Annotated in this window: 13 protein-coding genes; 6 read left to right on the top strand and 7 right to left on the bottom strand. The window is 67.1% G+C overall.

Annotated elements, in window-relative coordinates:
- The first annotated feature begins 171 nt into the window (after positions 1-171).
- Positions 172-843 (top strand): NUDIX hydrolase, encoded by a 672-nt coding sequence (locus SRU_RS11790; protein ID WP_237701724.1) that lies wholly within the window; start codon positions 172-174, stop codon positions 841-843.
- Between the two features lie 155 nt (positions 844-998).
- Positions 999-1,544: an OmpA family protein gene (locus SRU_RS11785; RefSeq protein ID WP_013062494.1), complete on the top strand. Its 546-nt coding sequence runs from the start codon at positions 999-1,001 to the stop codon at positions 1,542-1,544.
- Between the two features lie 102 nt (positions 1,545-1,646).
- On the opposite strand, the gene SRU_RS11780 is transcribed toward SRU_RS11785, so the two are convergent.
- From SRU_RS11780 to rho, 3 genes are all read right to left on the bottom strand, one after another.
- A complete protein-coding gene (locus SRU_RS11780) occupies positions 1,647-2,393 on the bottom strand; it encodes an HAD family hydrolase (RefSeq protein WP_011404962.1) in 747 nt (248 codons plus the stop codon).
- Between the two features lie 164 nt (positions 2,394-2,557).
- Positions 2,558-5,800 (bottom strand): S41 family peptidase, encoded by a 3,243-nt coding sequence (locus SRU_RS11775; protein ID WP_231847138.1) that lies wholly within the window; start codon positions 5,798-5,800, stop codon positions 2,558-2,560.
- An 89-nt stretch (positions 5,801-5,889) separates the two neighbouring features.
- On the bottom strand, positions 5,890-7,296 hold the full coding sequence (gene rho / locus SRU_RS11770) for a transcription termination factor Rho (protein ID WP_013062493.1): 1,407 nt from the start codon (positions 7,294-7,296) through the stop codon (positions 5,890-5,892).
- 583 nt (positions 7,297-7,879) lie between these two features.
- Between rho and recJ the strand changes: the two genes are divergently transcribed.
- Positions 7,880-9,628 (top strand): single-stranded-DNA-specific exonuclease RecJ, encoded by a 1,749-nt coding sequence (gene recJ / locus SRU_RS11765; protein WP_043552525.1) that lies wholly within the window; start codon positions 7,880-7,882, stop codon positions 9,626-9,628.
- A 48-nt stretch (positions 9,629-9,676) separates the two neighbouring features.
- Here the strand turns inward: recJ and SRU_RS11760 are convergent, their stop codons facing one another.
- Together SRU_RS11760 and pgeF are read right to left on the bottom strand one after the other, a co-directional pair.
- Entirely contained in the window at positions 9,677-10,720 is a 1,044-nt protein-coding gene (locus SRU_RS11760; RefSeq protein WP_011404958.1) for a YheT family hydrolase, read from the bottom strand.
- Positions 10,721-10,806: 86 nt separating this feature from the next.
- The gene (gene pgeF / locus SRU_RS11755) at positions 10,807-11,493 is read right to left on the bottom strand and encodes a peptidoglycan editing factor PgeF (protein ID WP_158442704.1); all 687 of its coding nucleotides are present in this window, start codon (positions 11,491-11,493) and stop codon (positions 10,807-10,809) included.
- Positions 11,494-11,750: 257 nt separating this feature from the next.
- On the opposite strand from pgeF, the gene SRU_RS11750 reads away from it, so the two are divergent.
- The 3 genes from SRU_RS11750 to SRU_RS11740 are packed head-to-tail and all read left to right on the top strand — an operon-like array spanning position 11,751 to position 14,362.
- On the top strand, positions 11,751-12,347 hold the full coding sequence (locus SRU_RS11750) for an NfeD family protein (RefSeq protein WP_011404956.1): 597 nt from the start codon (positions 11,751-11,753) through the stop codon (positions 12,345-12,347).
- A 42-nt stretch (positions 12,348-12,389) separates the two neighbouring features.
- A complete protein-coding gene (locus SRU_RS11745; protein WP_011404955.1) occupies positions 12,390-13,304 on the top strand; it encodes a stomatin-like protein in 915 nt (304 codons plus the stop codon).
- A gap of 47 nt (positions 13,305-13,351) precedes the next feature.
- Positions 13,352-14,362 (top strand): SPFH domain-containing protein, encoded by a 1,011-nt coding sequence (locus tag SRU_RS11740; RefSeq protein ID WP_011404954.1) that lies wholly within the window; start codon positions 13,352-13,354, stop codon positions 14,360-14,362.
- Positions 14,363-14,393: 31 nt separating this feature from the next.
- Here SRU_RS11740 and SRU_RS11735 read toward each other — a convergent pair whose 3' ends face one another.
- Both SRU_RS11735 and SRU_RS11730 read right to left on the bottom strand, forming a co-directional pair.
- Complete coding sequence (locus tag SRU_RS11735) at positions 14,394-15,170, bottom strand: class I SAM-dependent methyltransferase (RefSeq protein WP_011404953.1); 777 nt, start codon at positions 15,168-15,170, stop codon at positions 14,394-14,396.
- 149 nt (positions 15,171-15,319) lie between these two features.
- Entirely contained in the window at positions 15,320-15,571 is a 252-nt protein-coding gene (locus SRU_RS11730) for a hypothetical protein (RefSeq protein WP_011404952.1), read from the bottom strand.
- Positions 15,572-15,843: the final 272 nt, after the last annotated feature.

Below are 15,843 nucleotides of genomic sequence, written 5' to 3'. Positions count from 1 at the left end.
GCGGAAAGGGCAGCGGAATTCGTGTCCGGGGCCAAACAAGGCCCTACGGCATACGTCTACGTACTGCCGAATTGGCCCGCAGTCCCGTACCCCCGAAGGAACGTACACACGGCCCTGGAGGGGCAGGGCGGCGGGCACGGCACGATGGCTCGTTCACTGTGTGTCGTGTACATGCTCCTGTTTGCGTCCGTCTCGGCCCCCGACGCCTCGGTGTCTGCCGTGGCGGAGCGTGGGCTCTCTGCGTCCAACGGGGGCGTACGGCTGTGGAAAACCCTGGGGGCGGTGCCCGATGGCACGGATCCCGTGCTCGTGGTGGACCCGCGGGCGCTTCCCGCCCCCAGTGCGGAGACAGAGGCCGCGGTGCGCGTGCCGTCCGTGCCGCCGGCCGCCCTCCGCAACGTCGCCCCCTACCGTCCCCCTGCACCGGTGGCCGCCGGCGGGGGCTACGTGGGCTGCCCGCTGCCGAACGACGTGGTGCTGCTGGTGATCTTTCGGCGCGGCGTGTGGGACCTGCCGAAGGGGACCCAAGACCCCGGCGAGTCCATCGAGGCCTGTGCCCGGCGCGAGGTGCAGGAGGAGGTGGGGATCGAGAGCCTTCGCGTCGTCCGTGGGCTCGGCACCACCCAGCACGGCTATCCGGACGGGACGCGCTACGCCGTAAAGACGACACACTGGTACCTCATGCGAACGCCGGAGCGCGCCTTTGAGCCGGACCGGCGCGAGGGCATCCGACGGGTGACGCGGGGCCGATGGGCGGTGGCCCGGGCGCACATGGGCTACGACACGCTCCGGCAACACATGGACCGGGTTGAGGGAACGGTCCGCGCGGCATTGGGAACGTAGTCCGTACGGCGCCTCCGACGGGCAGGCCGCGGGCGGACCCACGCGACCCGGAGGCTGACTGCACGGCGGTGGCCGTGTCGCATGTTGCATTCGAGTTGCCCAGTGGGGACTTTAGAGACTCCTCATCATTCTGTGCCCAATGTCTCGTCGGGGCCATGCGCTTCTTGTTCGGGCTTCTTTCGGCGGTCGTCCTCGTGGGGTGCCAGCAGGGCAACCAGGGCACCGGGCCGCAGCCGCTGCAGGGACGGATCGACTCCTTCCGGACGGCCAACCAGAACCTGACCCGTCAGGTGCAGGCGCTCCGTGATTCGCTGCGGGCACGGGAGGCGGGCACCACGCTCCAACCGCCGATCTATTTCCCCTCGGGCAGCGCCTGGATCCCGGACCGCGGGCGCCGGCGGCTCGACGAGCACGCCGCCACGATCAAGGACGAGTACCCGAACGCGGGCTTTCGCATACAGGGGTACACCGACCCCGTGCCCATCGGGCCCAGTCTCCAAGACACGTACCCGAGCAACTGGTACCTATCGGCCCAGCGGGCGGCGGCGGTGGCCCACTACCTCGACACGAACCACGACATCCGGACGGCGAGCCTTGAGATCGAGGCGTTCGGGCCGCGGACGATGGTGGGGCCAGACGAGACGCCGGAGCGGCGCCGGGAAGACCGCCGGGTGGAGATTGTCGTGGAGGACGGCCCGTAGCCGCCCCAGGCCTGTATGGCCGGGCACCAAAAAACGGCAGACCCGGGACATCCCCGGTCTGCCGCATCTGTACGGGCCTGAGCCCCACGAACGTGGCGGGGCCTACCGCGTCGACCGGGCGGGCGTGCGCTCGTCCAGGGTGGACAGGACGTCGGGCAGGGTGTTGAGGTCGTCGATGACGACGTGCGCCCCATGCTCCTCCAGCAGCGGCTTGTGCTCGTCGGTCTCTACGTACGGGGGAACGACCCCGATGCGCCACATGCCGGCCTCCCGGGCCGCGTCCATGTCGTCGACCGAGTCGCCGATGTACACCGCCTCTTCCGGGTCGATGGGGCAGCCGGCGGCGGCCAGCATGGTGAGGGAGTGTTCGAGGGGGAAGGGATTGGGCTTTGCGCGGTCCCCCTGCTTCTCTTTGCCCACGAGAAGGGGAAAGTAGTCCGTCCAGTTCTGGTGGTCGAGGGTCCACTGGGCCTCCTCCTCGGGCCGCCCGGTGACGATGCCCAAGATGTGGCTCTGATTGAGCCGGTCGAGGGTTTGATCGTCGATCAGCGGGGGCTCTTCCGTGATGAAGCCGTCCCAATCGTCGCCGCGATAGCGGTCCTGAAACTCGTCGATCACGCGGCTGATGGGGACCTCCATCGCCGTGTCGGTGACGATGGCGTGGGTCAGCTTCCAGTCGTCCTCGAAGCCGCCGTAGTTCTTGTACCGCTGGATGGCATTCTCACCGATCTGGCGGCCGGTGAAGTGCTCGACGGTCTCCTCGATCGCGCGCCGGTACGAGCGGGAGACGTCCACCAGGACGCCATCCATGTCGAACAGCAACGCATTGAGGTCTACGTTCTCGGGCATGGAGCGGAGTTGTGGGTGTGGGGAAGACGATTGCGACCAATCTTTCTACACAGCGCGCCGGCCGTTCGGTTCCGGAGTTGCCCGTCGGGGCGGGCGTCACGGCCCGGAGGCCGTCTCGCCCGGGGACGTGGCGTCCGTCAGGGAAAAGGGAAGGACCCGCCTGCCTACTCGCTGTTCTCGTTCAGGAGGGCCTCCACGGAGCGTCGCAGCTGTGGGTCCTCGCCCTCCGCCTTGATGCCCGGAGGGTTTTCGACCTGAATGTCGGGCCGGGCGGGGCCGTGCTCCATGTTTTTGTCGGTCTGGTAGACATACCACGCCCGGAAGGGCATGCGCACGTAGGAGCCGTCGAGCAGGCCCGCCCCGCCGGTCGAGATGACGGCCCCGAAGGTGGGCTGGCCCACGAGCGTTCCGTGGTCGAGGTTCTTGAAGGCGTGGGAGAAAATCTCGGCGTTGGAGTAGCTGTTTTCGTTGGCGAGGGCGGCCACCGGCTTCGTCCAGGCCGCGTAGGGGAGGCGCTCGCCAAACGGATAGTGCCCGCGGAACTGCTCGTGGTTCCGGTCGAGGTCGTCCGTGGCACCGCGGGGCACGGTGTAGGCGTGCCGGCGCACGTTGAGCACCGTCATGAGGTAGTCGGTCGTCCAGCCGCCGCCGTTGTAGCGCACGTCGATGATGAGCCCCTCTTTGTCGTGGCCGCTGGCGTACAGCTCCCGCTCGAAGTGCTCGAAGCTCTCCCAGTTCATGCCCTCCACGTGGACGTAGCCGAGGCGCCCGTCGGAATACTCGTCGACGAGCTCCTTGCGGTCCTCCACCCACTCGCGGTACAGTGCATCGTCGAGGCTCCCGGTGGGGCGGATCCGCACCGTGCGCGTCTCCCCGTCGGGGCTCGTGACGCCCAGGAGGATTTTCTCCTCGACGGTCCCTTCCAGCAGCCCGTAGAAGTTGTTGGCCGCCGCCACGGACTGTCCGTTCACGGTGGTAATCACGTCTCCTTCCCGAAGCGTGCTGACCTCCCGGTCGGCGGGGGAACGGGGCACCACCCGTTGCACCTCCACGCCGGCCTCGACCGGGTCAAGCTCCACGCCGAGGCGGCCGGTGCGCTCGTCCTGCGTCTCGGCCCGGTCGCCGGCGTAATACCCCATGTGGCTGGCGTTGAGCTCGCCGAGCATGCGGTTGACGACGGCCTGAAAGTCCTGGGCGGTGGAGGCCTCCAGGGCGCGCGGCCGGTATTCCTCGAGCAGTGCGTCCCAGTCGTCGCCGTGGAAGTCGGGGTCGTAGAAGCCCTGGTTCAGGGCCCGGCCCACCTCGTCGAAGATCTGGGTCCGCTCCGCCTCGTGGTCCACCGTCATCGAGGCGGTGAAGGAGAGGCGCTCCAGCTCGTTCTGCGCGACGGGCACGCGGGCCAGCCGGCCGCCGGAGTGGGTGAAGAGGATCTGGGAGTCGTCCGGCGAGAGGCGGACGTCGGAAGGGCCGACGTTGCGCTCCGTGACGCGCGTCCGCTCGGAGCCGTCCCACTGGATGCGGTAGAGGTCGACCTCGGAATCGTAGTCGGCCGGGCCGGCGTCCCGGCCGCCCACGAAGTAGAAGGTGTCGCCGTCCGCGGCGATGACGGGATCGCCCTCGCCCCCGGGCAGGGCCGTGACGCGCTCGAGGCGGTCGTGGATGTTTGCGAGGTCGATGTTTACCTCGGGGGGCGCGTCGTCCTCGGAGCGTTCCGCACCGGACTCGTCTTCGTCCTCAAGTGCCTCCCAATCGCGCTTCGTTTTTTCCCAGTCCTCCTCCTCCAGCCACACGAACCAGATGTCCGCGTCGTTGCCGCTGCGGTCGGAGACGAAGCCCAGCTTCGAGCCGTCGGGGCTCCACACCGGTTCGGTGTCGCTCTTGGGATGCTGGCTTACGTTGACCGGGCCGGTGGAGCCGTCGGCGGCGTGGACGTAGACGTCGGCGTTGAAGTTGAGGTTGTTCTGGCTATAGGCGAGCCAGTCGCCGTCGGGGCTCCAGGCCACGTCGGTGGGGGCGTTCCAGCCCTCTGCGAGCACGGTCGCGTCCTCGATCGTTCCGTCCGCCACGGCGGCCGTTAGGAGCTGGCCGGCCCCGTAGGGCGTCATGGCGCCCCGGCGAAGGGCGACGTGCGAGCGGTCGGGATCCATGGCCAGCACCCGCTCATCCTCCGGCGTGTCCGTAAGCTGGGTCACGTGGTGCTGCAGGGCGTCGTACAGGTCGCCCGGGTGCTCGGGGTCGGCGGACTCGAGTCTGTACAGGTCGTACTGATTCCCCCCCCGGTCCGAGGAAAAGACGAGGGTGGAGTCGCTCATCCAGGCCACGCCCCGATCGCGGTGGGTGTGGTCGGTGAGGCGCGTGGTGCGGGGCTCCTCCGGGTCGTTCTGCATGAGGAAGATTTCTCCGCGGAGCACGAGGGCCACCTGTTCGCCGTCGGGCGAGACGGCGTAGTCGCGGAGGCCGTCGGTCATCTGCATCTTTTCGGTGGGGTCGAACCGGTAGTCGGCCGGAACGGTAACGTCCAGCGGGCGCGGCTCGCCGCCGTTTTCAATCAGGTAGATGTCGGTTTGCCGCTGGACGGCGACGACCGACCCGTCCTGGCTTGCGCTGAGGCTCCGCACGTCGTGGTCGTCGAACGTGGTGACGGCCTCGGGCGCCCCGTCGGCCGCGCCCTGGTCGGTGAGGGCGAGCCGGTGAACGTTGTAGGTGCCGCTCTGCTCGCTCACGTACAGCAGCGTGCGCGGGCCGGTCCAGACCGGCGTGTGGTCGTTGCCCGCGTAGGTGGTCACCTGCGTGTACGTGTCGTTTTCGGTGTCGTAGACCCACACGTTGCGGTCGGCAGGGCCCTCGTAGCCCTTCTTGGTGATGTCGTTGTACCCGCGCTCGAAGGCGATGAACCGGCCGTCGGGCGACATGCGAGGCGCGCTGCCCACGGCGTCGAGTCGCCGGTCGGGCGTGCCGCCGTCCCCGTCCACTGCGTAGATTTCGTCCGACCACTCGGCCTGTGCGTAGGTGCGTCGCGTGGTAAAGAGGAGCTTCCCGGTCGGGGTCCACCCCCCGATGGCGTCGCCCGTGGAGTGGTGCGTGAGGCGCGTCGGCGTGCTGCCGGCGGCGTCCATCACGTACAGGTCGTCGTTGCCAAAGCGGTCGCTCGTGAAGGCGATCCGGTCGCCGTCGGGGCCCCAGCGGGGCTCCCCCTCGTAGGCCTCGTGGATCGTGAGGCGCTCGGGCGCACCGCCGTCGACGGGGACGGTCCAGAGGTCCCCTTGATAGGAAAAGGCGATCCGGTCGCCGTCCGGGTGCACGGCTGGGTGGCGCACGAACGGATCGGCGTCCTGGGCCGAGGTCGGCGCGACGACGAAGAGGAGCCAAAGAAGCGAGAGTCCAAGGGTGCGCAGGGCGGTTCGCATGGGGGCGAAGAAGGGCAGTTGGAAACGGAACGACACGCAGAGTCGGAGAGGACTCCGTCCGGTAAGAAAGAGGCGGCCGAACAGAATTTCTAATTCATCATCTCCAGGAACTCCTCGTTGTCCGCTGTGTCCTTCATCTTGTCGAGCAGGAACTCCATGGCCTCGATCGGCTCCATGTCGGCCAGAATTTTGCGCATGACCCAGACGCGCTTCAGCATCGGCTTGGGCAGCAGTTCCTCCTCCCGACGGGTGCCGGACAGAATGAGGTCGATGGCCGGGTAGAGGCGCCGGTCGGCCATCTCGCGGTCCAGAACGAGCTCCATGTTGCCGGTGCCCTTAAACTCCTCGAAGATGACCTGGTCCATGCGGCTGCCCGTGTCGATGAGGGCGGTGCCGATGATGGTGAGGGACCCGCTCTCCTCAACGTTTCGGGCCGCGCCGAAGAACCGTTTCGGGCCGCGCAGCGCCCCGGCCTCGATGCCGCCGGACAGCGTGCGTCCCTTCTCCGGCGTCACGGCGTTGTGGGCCCGCGCCAGGCGTGTGATCGAGTCGAGCAGCACGCACACGTCCTGTCCCGATTCCACGAGGCGACGCACCTTCAGAAGCACCGTGTCCGCCACCTCCACGTGGCGCTCCGGCTCCTCGTCGAAGGTGGAGGCGACGACCTCCCCTTCCACGGTCCGGTCCATGTCGGTGACCTCCTCCGGACGCTCGTCGATGAGGAGGGTTAGGAGGTGGGTGTCGGGGTGGTTGGTCGCAATGCCATGGGCGATCTTCTGCAGGAGCACCGTCTTGCCCGCCTTGGGGGGGGAGACGATGAGGCCGCGCTGCCCCTTCCCGATCGGGGCGAACAGGTCGAGAATACGCGGGCCGTAGCTGTCCGCCTCCACCTCCAGCGTAAAGCGCTCGTCGGGGAAAATTGGGGTCAGAAACTCGAAGTCGGCCCGTTCGCCGAGCTCGCCCGGGTCGCAGCCGTTGATCGACGCGACCTGGATGAGGGCGAAGAACTTTTCGCCTTCCTTCGGGGGACGCACGCGGCCCTCTACCGTGTCGCCTTCCTGCAGGCCGAAGCGCTTAATCTGAGACGGCGAGACGTAAATGTCGTCGGGGCTCGACTGGTAGCTGTACTCGTCGGAGCGGAGAAAGCCGTAACCGTCCGGGAGAATCTCGAGCACACCGGCCTTCTTGATCATCCCCCGGAGCTCCGTCTGATTGGGGTCGTATCGGCGCATGTAGTCCGGCTTCCCGGAGCTCCGGGTCTGGGACGCATCGGAGGACGTGCGGTCGGTCTCCCCGGCGCCGTTGTCCGGCGTGGAGGAGGGGCCCGTCTCGTTGAGGTCGGGCTCCTCCCCCGACGCGGCCCCCTCGGCCTGCGCCTCGAGGATGCGGTAGATGAGGTCTTGTTTTCGCAGGTCGGAGTAGCCGGTGAGGTCCAGCTCCCGCGCGATCTCGCGGAGTTCATCGAGCTTCTTGTCCTGCAGCGTGGAGATTTTCATTGAGTTGCTCACGGGTCAAAAGGGCCGCTCGGGCCCGATGGGTTATCGAAGGGACCGAGGTGAAAACGACCTGCCGGGGGGGAGAACAGCGCGACGAGTCGGGCGCTTGCAAGGGCGGCAATGGCAGGGGCCGTCGTAACGGAGGGGCATGGTGGCGAGGAAGCTAAATCAGTTGGGTCCGGCGTGAAACAGACGATCCGGACCGTCAGTGCTCGGACAGGGAGTGGGACGCCTGTCCGTTCAACGCGATGCGGCCGAGGCCCCGGAAGGCAGGAGAGGCCTACTCAAGGCGGTACGTACGGCAAATCGGACTCGCTGCTACGGGCGGGTTCCCCAGTTGGTTCACGGGAGCATGAGGCCTGGAACGGGAGAATGAGAAGCGCGTCGCGAGCCGTCCGGGACGAGCGAAGGGGGGTTCGCGTGCTGACCGCCGTCCGGGACCGAGCGCCAAATGTCACCATTTCTCCATGTCCGCTTGTTTTTTAAGAGGAATCAGTCCGTCGCGTTACAACGGGGGCTCTGGTGTGTCTTATATATTCCAACCCCGTTACGCGTCTTGTTCGGCCACTTTAGCCTGTTGTTGATGACCTACCGATGGACCCCGCGTGCCCTCGACGAGCCCGACGTGGTGCCTCGTCTGCAGCGCGAGCTCAACGACCTGCCCGCGCCCCTCGCCCGTGCCCTCGCCCTGCGCGAGGTCACAACCCTTGAGGAAGCGAAGCACTTCTTCCGGGCCGACCGCTCGGCCCTGCACGACCCGTTTGGGATGGCGGGGATGGATGCGGCGGCGGCCCGCCTGTCCGATGCCATCGACGATGGGACGTCCGTGCTGGTGTACGGCGACTATGACGTGGACGGGACGACGGGCACGGCGCTCTTCACGGACTTTCTTCGCGACCGGGGCGTGGACGTGTCGTTCTTTATCCCGGACCGCTACGAGGACGGGTACGGGCTCTGCCGGCGGGGCCTCGACGCGGCGGCCGAGCGCGGGGCCTCGCTGGTCGTGGCCCTCGACTGTGGCATCACGGCCCACGAGGAGGCGGCCTACGCGCAGGAGCTGGGGCTCGACCTCATCATTGCGGACCACCACACGCCGAAGGAGACGCTGCCGGAGGCATTGGCCGTGCTTGATCCGAAGCGCCCGGACGACGACTACCCGTTCGAGGAGCTGCCCGGATGCGGGCTGGCCTTCAAGCTCGTCCAGGCGGTCCTCGCGCACCGCGACGAGGCCCCCGACGCGGCCTACGAGTACCTCGACCTTCTGGCCCTCTCTACGGCGAGCGACATCGTTCCGCTCTACGGCGAAAACCGGGTCCTGATGGCCGAGGGGCTGGAGGCCCTGCAGCGGAGCACGCGCCCGGGCGTTCAGGCCCTGGCGGATGCCGCCGACCTCGATCTGCAGACCGTCACCTCCACCGGCAACATCGTCTTCACCCTCGGCCCCCGCATCAACGCCGCGGGGCGCATGGAGCACGCCTCCTCGGCGGTCGAGCTGCTCCTCGCCCGGAGCTACGAGGAGGCCGAGCCCCACGCCGCTGAGCTGGAACAGCTGAACCGCGAGCGGCGCCGCATCGACGACACCATCGAGGAGGAGGCGGTCGAACGGGCGGAGCGCCAGATCACGTCTCGCAGCCCGCACGCGCTGGTGCTGTACGACCCGGACTGGCACCTCGGTGTGATCGGCATTGTGGCCAGCAGCATCGTCGAGCGCTTCCACAAGCCGACCATTCTGCTCACCCACAACGGGGAGGCGGTCAAGGGCTCGGCCCGCTCCATCGAGGGCATCAACATCTACGAGGCCCTCGCGGACTGCGAGGACGTGCTCACGCAGTTTGGGGGACACGACCACGCGGCCGGCATGTCGCTGGAGGCCGACGACATCGACGCCTTCCGCGATCGCTTCGACGACGCCGTGGGCGAGCGGGTGACGCCGGAGCTGCTCACCCCGTCGATCAAGGTGGACGCGTCGGTCGACCTCGATACGATCGGATCGGTCGCGGACCGCTTCTGGGCGGTGCTCAAGCAGTTCGGCCCGTTCGGGCCCGCCAACCCGACGCCCGTCTTTCACGCCGAGGACCTGGACGTGGTCTCGGCCCGCACGGTGGGGAGCGACGATTCGCACCTTAAGTTTGAGGTGCGGCAGCGGGATGCCTCAAGCGGTCAGACGTACGACGCAATCGGGTTCGGGATGGGCGAGAAGCTGTCGGTGCTCCGGGAGAGCCAGGACACCGGGACGCCCGTGGAGCTGCTCTTTTCTTTGGAGGAGAACACCTGGAACGGGCGCACGACCCTGCAACTGAAGGCCCGGGACGTGCGCCTGGACGAGGCGTGAGTGAGAGACCGGAGCGCGAGCAAAGAGCGACGGAGAGGGCGCCCGACATCACGACGGGGACAGAAACGACGCGGCGCGGCGCTCGGACCAGTACTCTCCGGCGTCGTTGAAGGAGACGAACCCGACGTGGCCCCCGCTCTCCGGGACCTCCAGGGCCAACTGGTCGTGGGGCCGGGCGATGGGGTATGGGTAGCACGAGGCGGGCAGGAACGGGTCGTTGGCGGCGTTGAGGAGGAGCGTCGGCACGGCAAGCGCGGAAAGCGACGGCCTGCTGCTGGCGCGCCGGTAGTAGTCGGCGGCCCCATCGAAGCCGTGGAGGGGGGCGGTGTAGACGTCGTCGAATTCCCGGAGGGAGCGGATGCGGCTGAGGGGGGCGATGGACACGCGGGCGGGATGCTGATCGGCCTTCACGCGCATCTTGTGCCGGAGCGACCGGAGGAAGTATTGGACGTAGTGCCAGTTCGACCACCGGTCGATCCGGTCGGCGGAGGCATCGAGGTCGACGGGGGCGGAAAGGGCCACGGCGCCCCGAATGCGGTCGTCGACCTGGGGGCCGCGCTCGCCGAGGTATTTGAGCGTGAGGTTGCCGCCGAGGCTGAAGCCGATCAGGGCCACGGACGTGTATCCGTGGTCGAGCACGTGGTGGACCACGAGGGCGAGATCGTCGGTCTTGCCGCTGTGGTAGGTGGCCACCTGCCGGTTCGGCGTGCCGCTGCAGCCGCGCAGGTTGAGGGCACAGGCGTCCCACCCGCGCCGGACGAAGGCCCGGGCCATGCCCCGCATGTATCCGCGTCCGGCACTGCCCTCCAGTCCATGCGTCAGGATGACGGCACGATCCGACGAAGCCGCGCGCGGCCGGGCCCAGTCGAGGTCGAGAAAGTCGTCGTCCGGAGTGTCGATGCGTTCGCGGTAGTCGTACTCAAAGTCGACGCGCCGTACCAGCGACGCGTACAGGGTCTGTCGGTGGCCCCCGTCGAGGCCTGTCGGGGCGGTGTAGCTGGAGGGACGGACGGGCACGTTGGCGAGAGGGCGTCTTGGTGTGGGCGTGGAGGGATGGGGGACGCGGAGATGCAGGGCGGTGGGAGTCGGCACTCACGCAATGCACGTTGCGCAATACGCTCTCCGGAGTCCCGACGTGCGACACAGAGCGTAGCGCCGGGTCTGAAGAGTCCGGAGCGTCAATGCCGGAGCACGAGGGCCCCAAACATGCGTCCGGTAGGGCCGTCGGCGGCGCGGTAGGAGAAGAAGTCGTCCGCGTCTTGCAGCGTACAGCGGGGCGACGCCTCAATAGCGTCGCCCGGCACGCCCGCGGCTTCGAGTTGGCGGTGGAGGGCGGCCTTGAGGTCAACGTGCGGCCGATCGGCGCCTTGGGGGCGTGCCACCACGGCGTCGTCGAACTCGGCCGCGACCTCCGGCCCCACCTCGAAGGCCGTCCGGGACAGACACGGCCCCACGTACGCTCGAATCTGGGCCGGGACCGCGCCGCAGTCCGCCATGGCCGCGACCGTTTTGGCGGCGATTTGGCGGACCGTGCCCCGCCACCCGGCGTGGCAGGCCCCCACGACCTCGTGTTTGGGGTCGGCCAGGAGCACGGGCGCACAGTCGGCCACGGCGATGGCGAGGAGGAGGCCGGGCGTGGTCGTGACGAGGCCGTCGCAGAAGGGCTCGTATCGCGGCGCGTCGATCACACGGACCGTCGACCCGTGCACCTGCCCGGCCGTGGCCAGCCAGGCGGGGTCGGTCTGGAGGGAGGCACAGAACCGGCGCCGGTTCTCTTCCACACAACTGGCCGTATCGCCCACGTGGCGTCCCAGGTTGAGGGTGTCGTAGGGCGGGCCGCTCACGCCCCCGTGTCGGGTGCTCATGCCGGCCGTCACGGACGGCACGTGGGCAAAGATGCGGGGGCGCAGAAGGGGCGACCGGTTGGTACCAGGGGCCGGCGGGGGCACGATGCGGGGTCGGTAGACAGGAAAGAGCCTCGTCGGTCCAATCAACCGAAAGCATACGAATCGGTTCGCGCAATGGCCTCTTCCGATGCAACCTCTGTCCCCTTCGCGCGTGGTATAAACGTCTTCGATTACTTCGAAGGGCGGGCACTCACAGACACGGTCTTCCTTGCTCCATGGACCTGGACCCAACCCTTCTCACCTGGGCTTTCGTCGTCGGCGGCGCGCTCCTCATGTTGATTGAGGCGGTGGTGCCGGGCGGCATCGCGTTCTTCCTCGGCATTGGGGGCGTGGTGGTGGGGGGGCTCCGTGCGCTGGGCCTCCTGGTCGACCCCCTGTCGTCGGTCGTGACGTGGGTCTTTCTGTCGACCGGTCTCACGATTGCACTGCGGCCCCTCATGCTGCGCTTCGTGCAGGGCGACGTGTCGCTGGCCATGACCGACGAGGACGCGGAGGCGATGGGGGAGACCGTGACGGTTGTCGAGGCGGTGGGGCCCGAGAGCCCGGGGCGCATTCGCTTTCGGGGGGCCACGTGGGACGCCCGTACCCTTGAGGGCCGGCTGCCGGACGGCGCCGAGGCCCAGTTGCTCTACCGCGACAACCTGACGTGGGTCGTGGAGCCCGCCGACCACGCCGATCTCGACGCGGAGCTGTCGGCGGCGATCGGTTCCGACGTGTCCGAGGGAGATGCAAACCGGTCCCCGAGTACCGACGACACGACGTCGGACGACTCCGGGCTGGGCTACGACCCGTCGGCCCGCTCGTCCAGCTAGCCCGCTTCCCGTTCGCTTCTTCCACCCGTTCTCTCCGCTCCCATGTGGACGCTTCTGCTCGCCCTCATTCTCCTCGGGCTGTTTATTTTCTACAACACGTTCGTGATCGTCGAGATGCGCGAGGAGGTGATCCTGGAGCGCTTCGGCAAGTATCACGACACGCTGCATCCCGGGCTCCACTTCACCATTCCGCTGGTCGACCGCGTGGCCTACCGGCAGGAGACCCGCGAGCAGGTGCTCGACGTCCCGCACCAGAAGTGCATCACGCAGGACAACATTGAGGTGGACGTGGACGGCATCGTCTACCTGAAGGTGATGGACGCCTACAAGGCCAGCTACGGCATCAACGACTACCGCCTGGCCGCCGTCAACCTGGCGCAGACGACCATGCGGAGCGAGGTGGGCAAGATTACGCTCGACGACACGTTCAGCGAGCGGGACTCGATGAATGAGGCCATCGTGGAGGAGCTGGACAAGGCCTCCGACCCGTGGGGCGTGAAGGTGATGCGCTACGAGCTGAAGGACATCCAGCCGTCGCAGGACATCGTGCTCACGATGGAGAAGCAGATGGAGGCCGAGCGCGAGAAGCGAGCCGAGATCACCGAATCCAGCGGGGAGCGGGACGCCCGAATCAACGTGTCGGAGGGAAACCGGCAGAAGTCGATCCTGATGTCGGAGGGCCAGCGGGAGGCCCGCGTGAACGAGGCGGAAGGGGAGGCCCGCGAGATGGAGCTCATCGCGGAGGCGACGGCCAACGGCATCGAGCGCATCGCGGACGCCATCGCCCAGCCCGGCGGCTCCCTGGCCGTCAAGATGCGGCTCACCGAGCAGTTCATCGACCGCCTCGGCGAGATCGTGGACGGCGCCAACGTGAGCGTGCTCCCGATGGAGGCCGCCAATCTGAAGTCGTTCTTCGAAGGCGCATCCGAAGTTACGAATCCGATCCAGAATAAGTAGCCGTCCTTCCTGCCCACGCGCTCATCACGCCAATTTCCCTGAATCCCATGGATGCCTCCCCCTTCGAATTCCTCAACACCCTCAGCCTCGGCATTTTGTCGATACTGGCCCTCTACGTGGCCTACAAGTTCCTGCGGGCCATCCGGTTCGTGCCGCAGCAGAACGCCTACGTGGTGGAGCGGCTCGGCAACTACCACAAGACGCTGCGCGCCGGCTTCCACGCCCTGATCCCGTTCATCGACCGCGTGGCCTACACGCTCGACCTCCGCGAGCAGGCCATCCCGGTGGAGCCGCAGGAGTGCTTTACGGAGGACAACGTGCGGGTGGAGGTGGACGGCATCATCTACCTGAGCGTGACCAACCCCGAAAACGCGGCCTACGGCGTGACCGACTACCGCCGCGGGGCCATTCAGCTGGCGCAGACCACCACCCGCTCGGTCATCGGGCGGATGGAGCTGGACACCACCTTTCAGGAGCGGGCGGCCATCAGCCAGGCGGTCGTGGAGGTGCTCAGTGAGGTGGAGCAGACCTGGGGCATCAAGGTGCACCGCTACGAGATCAAAAACATCGACACGCCGCGCACGGTGCAGCAGGCGATGGAGCGGCAGATGACGGCGGAGCGGGAGCGCCGCGCCACGGTGGCCCGGTCGGAGGGCAAGCAGCAGTCCACGGTCAACGACGCCGAGGGCGAGAAGCAGGAGCTGATCAACCAGTCGGAGGGCGAAAAGCAGCGCCGCATCAACGAGGCCGAAGGACGCGCGCAGGAAATTGAGGCCCTGGCCGAGGCGACGGCGGAGGCAATTGAGCGGGTGGCCGCGTCCGTCTCCGCACCGGGGGGCGAGGAGGCGGTGAAGCTACGACTCGCGGAGCAGTACCTCGACACCATTGCCAAGCTGGGCAAGGAGGAGAACGAGGTGCTCCTGCCGGCGGACCTCACGAAGTACGAGTCGGTCATCGACGGTCTCTCGCTCGACGAATTCACGCTCCGGCCCGACGGCGAGACGCCCCGGCCGTCCGGGGATGGGGCGGCAGGGGAGAGCCGATCACAGGACGACTAGACCCGTGTCGGGGCCGAGAAGGGAGGACTAACTACTCCACCGGCTTCCGGAAGACCATGAAGTGCTGGCGGGGAAGCATGTCTTTGGTCTCCACCCATTCCAGGCCCACGGCCCGCATCTCCTTCTTGGCCTGGGCCTCCGTCATCTTGTGGAGCGTCTTGATGGGGATGCTCGGGTCCTCCCGGGGGTACTCGACGAGGACGACGCGGCCGCCCGGCGTTAAATCCTCCATGAGCGCCGTCATCATCTCGTAGGGGTGGGAAAACTCGTGGTAGGCGTCCACCATGTAGGCGAGATCGACCGAGTCGGCCGGAAGCTGGGGGTCCGTGACCGTGCCGCGGATCGGGGTCACGTTGTCTACCCCCCGCTCATCGATGCGCTCCCGCATCATATTAAGCATCTCCGGTTGAATGTCGACCGCGAGGATGTTGCCCTGCGGCACCCGTGGGGCCACGCGGAACGAGAGGTACCCTGTCCCGGCCCCAATGTCGGCCACGGTGTCGGACGGGCCGAGCGGCAGGCTATCGACGAGCAGGTCGGGACGCTCCTTTTCCGCCCGTGCGGGGCGCTCCAACCAGTTGGCCCCGCGGTGGCCCATTACCTTCGAGATCTCGCGGCCCATGTACACCTTGCCGATGCCGTTTCGGCTCGGGGCGCGCTGGCTGTAGACGCCGGAGGTATCGGTCGTGTCCGGCGGGGTGGGGGCCGCCCGCGCACGGCGCTCGTCCGGACCGAACGAATACAGCAGCCCGCCGGCTGCGAGCAGAAGCGCGAGGCCTGCAGTTCCGAATACCAAAGACCTGGACATGAGAGACCGGAATACCGATGAGGAGAACCTATGGACCCGCCCGAATGCAAATGGCCGCTGGGGGTTGTCCCCACAGCGGCCAGATGGACGGGCGTATCAGCCTTCTTACAATGTCGTTCCGGGGTGCCAAACGCAGCCCCGGAAGGGCCCTACCCAATCAGCTTCTTGCGGTCGGTTCGGGCGAACCGTTGCTTCGACGCCCACGCGGCCCGGTAGGCCGTCTCGACGCGTTCCCGAAGCACACCGCCCGTCGCGGAAAGCGCGAACGAGACAGGGGCAAGCAGCGTGTTGAGGAGCAAAAACCCCACAATGTACGGACGCGACTGGGGGCGCCCAAAAATGTAGGTCTCAAGTCCGATGTACGCAGTCCAAAGAAAAGCGAGTGTGAGATATACAGCCATATGAAGCTTATATAATTTGATTAGAAGGTATGGTTTTTCGCGACGGGTCCACCCGAAGGAAAAGTCTGCGGGGACACCGTCAATGGAGACAATGTGGTCTTTAAGCCGGTTTGTGTCATTTTGTCTCCGTAAAATCGGATCAGTTCATACGGAAGGGAGGCACGGCAGTTTTGCGACATACAGATCTTTACGACGACGATCATCAGATGAAGGAGGGAGGTCCACATTGTTGTGGATGGATGAAGAAACGTGTACAGAAGTGTATGGGCTCT

Source organism: Salinibacter ruber DSM 13855, assembly GCF_000013045.1.
Taxonomy (GTDB): Bacteria; Bacteroidota; Rhodothermia; order Rhodothermales; family Salinibacteraceae; genus Salinibacter; species Salinibacter ruber.
Note: the sequence above shows the minus strand (reverse complement) of the source record. Positions and strands in the feature narration are given on the sequence as shown.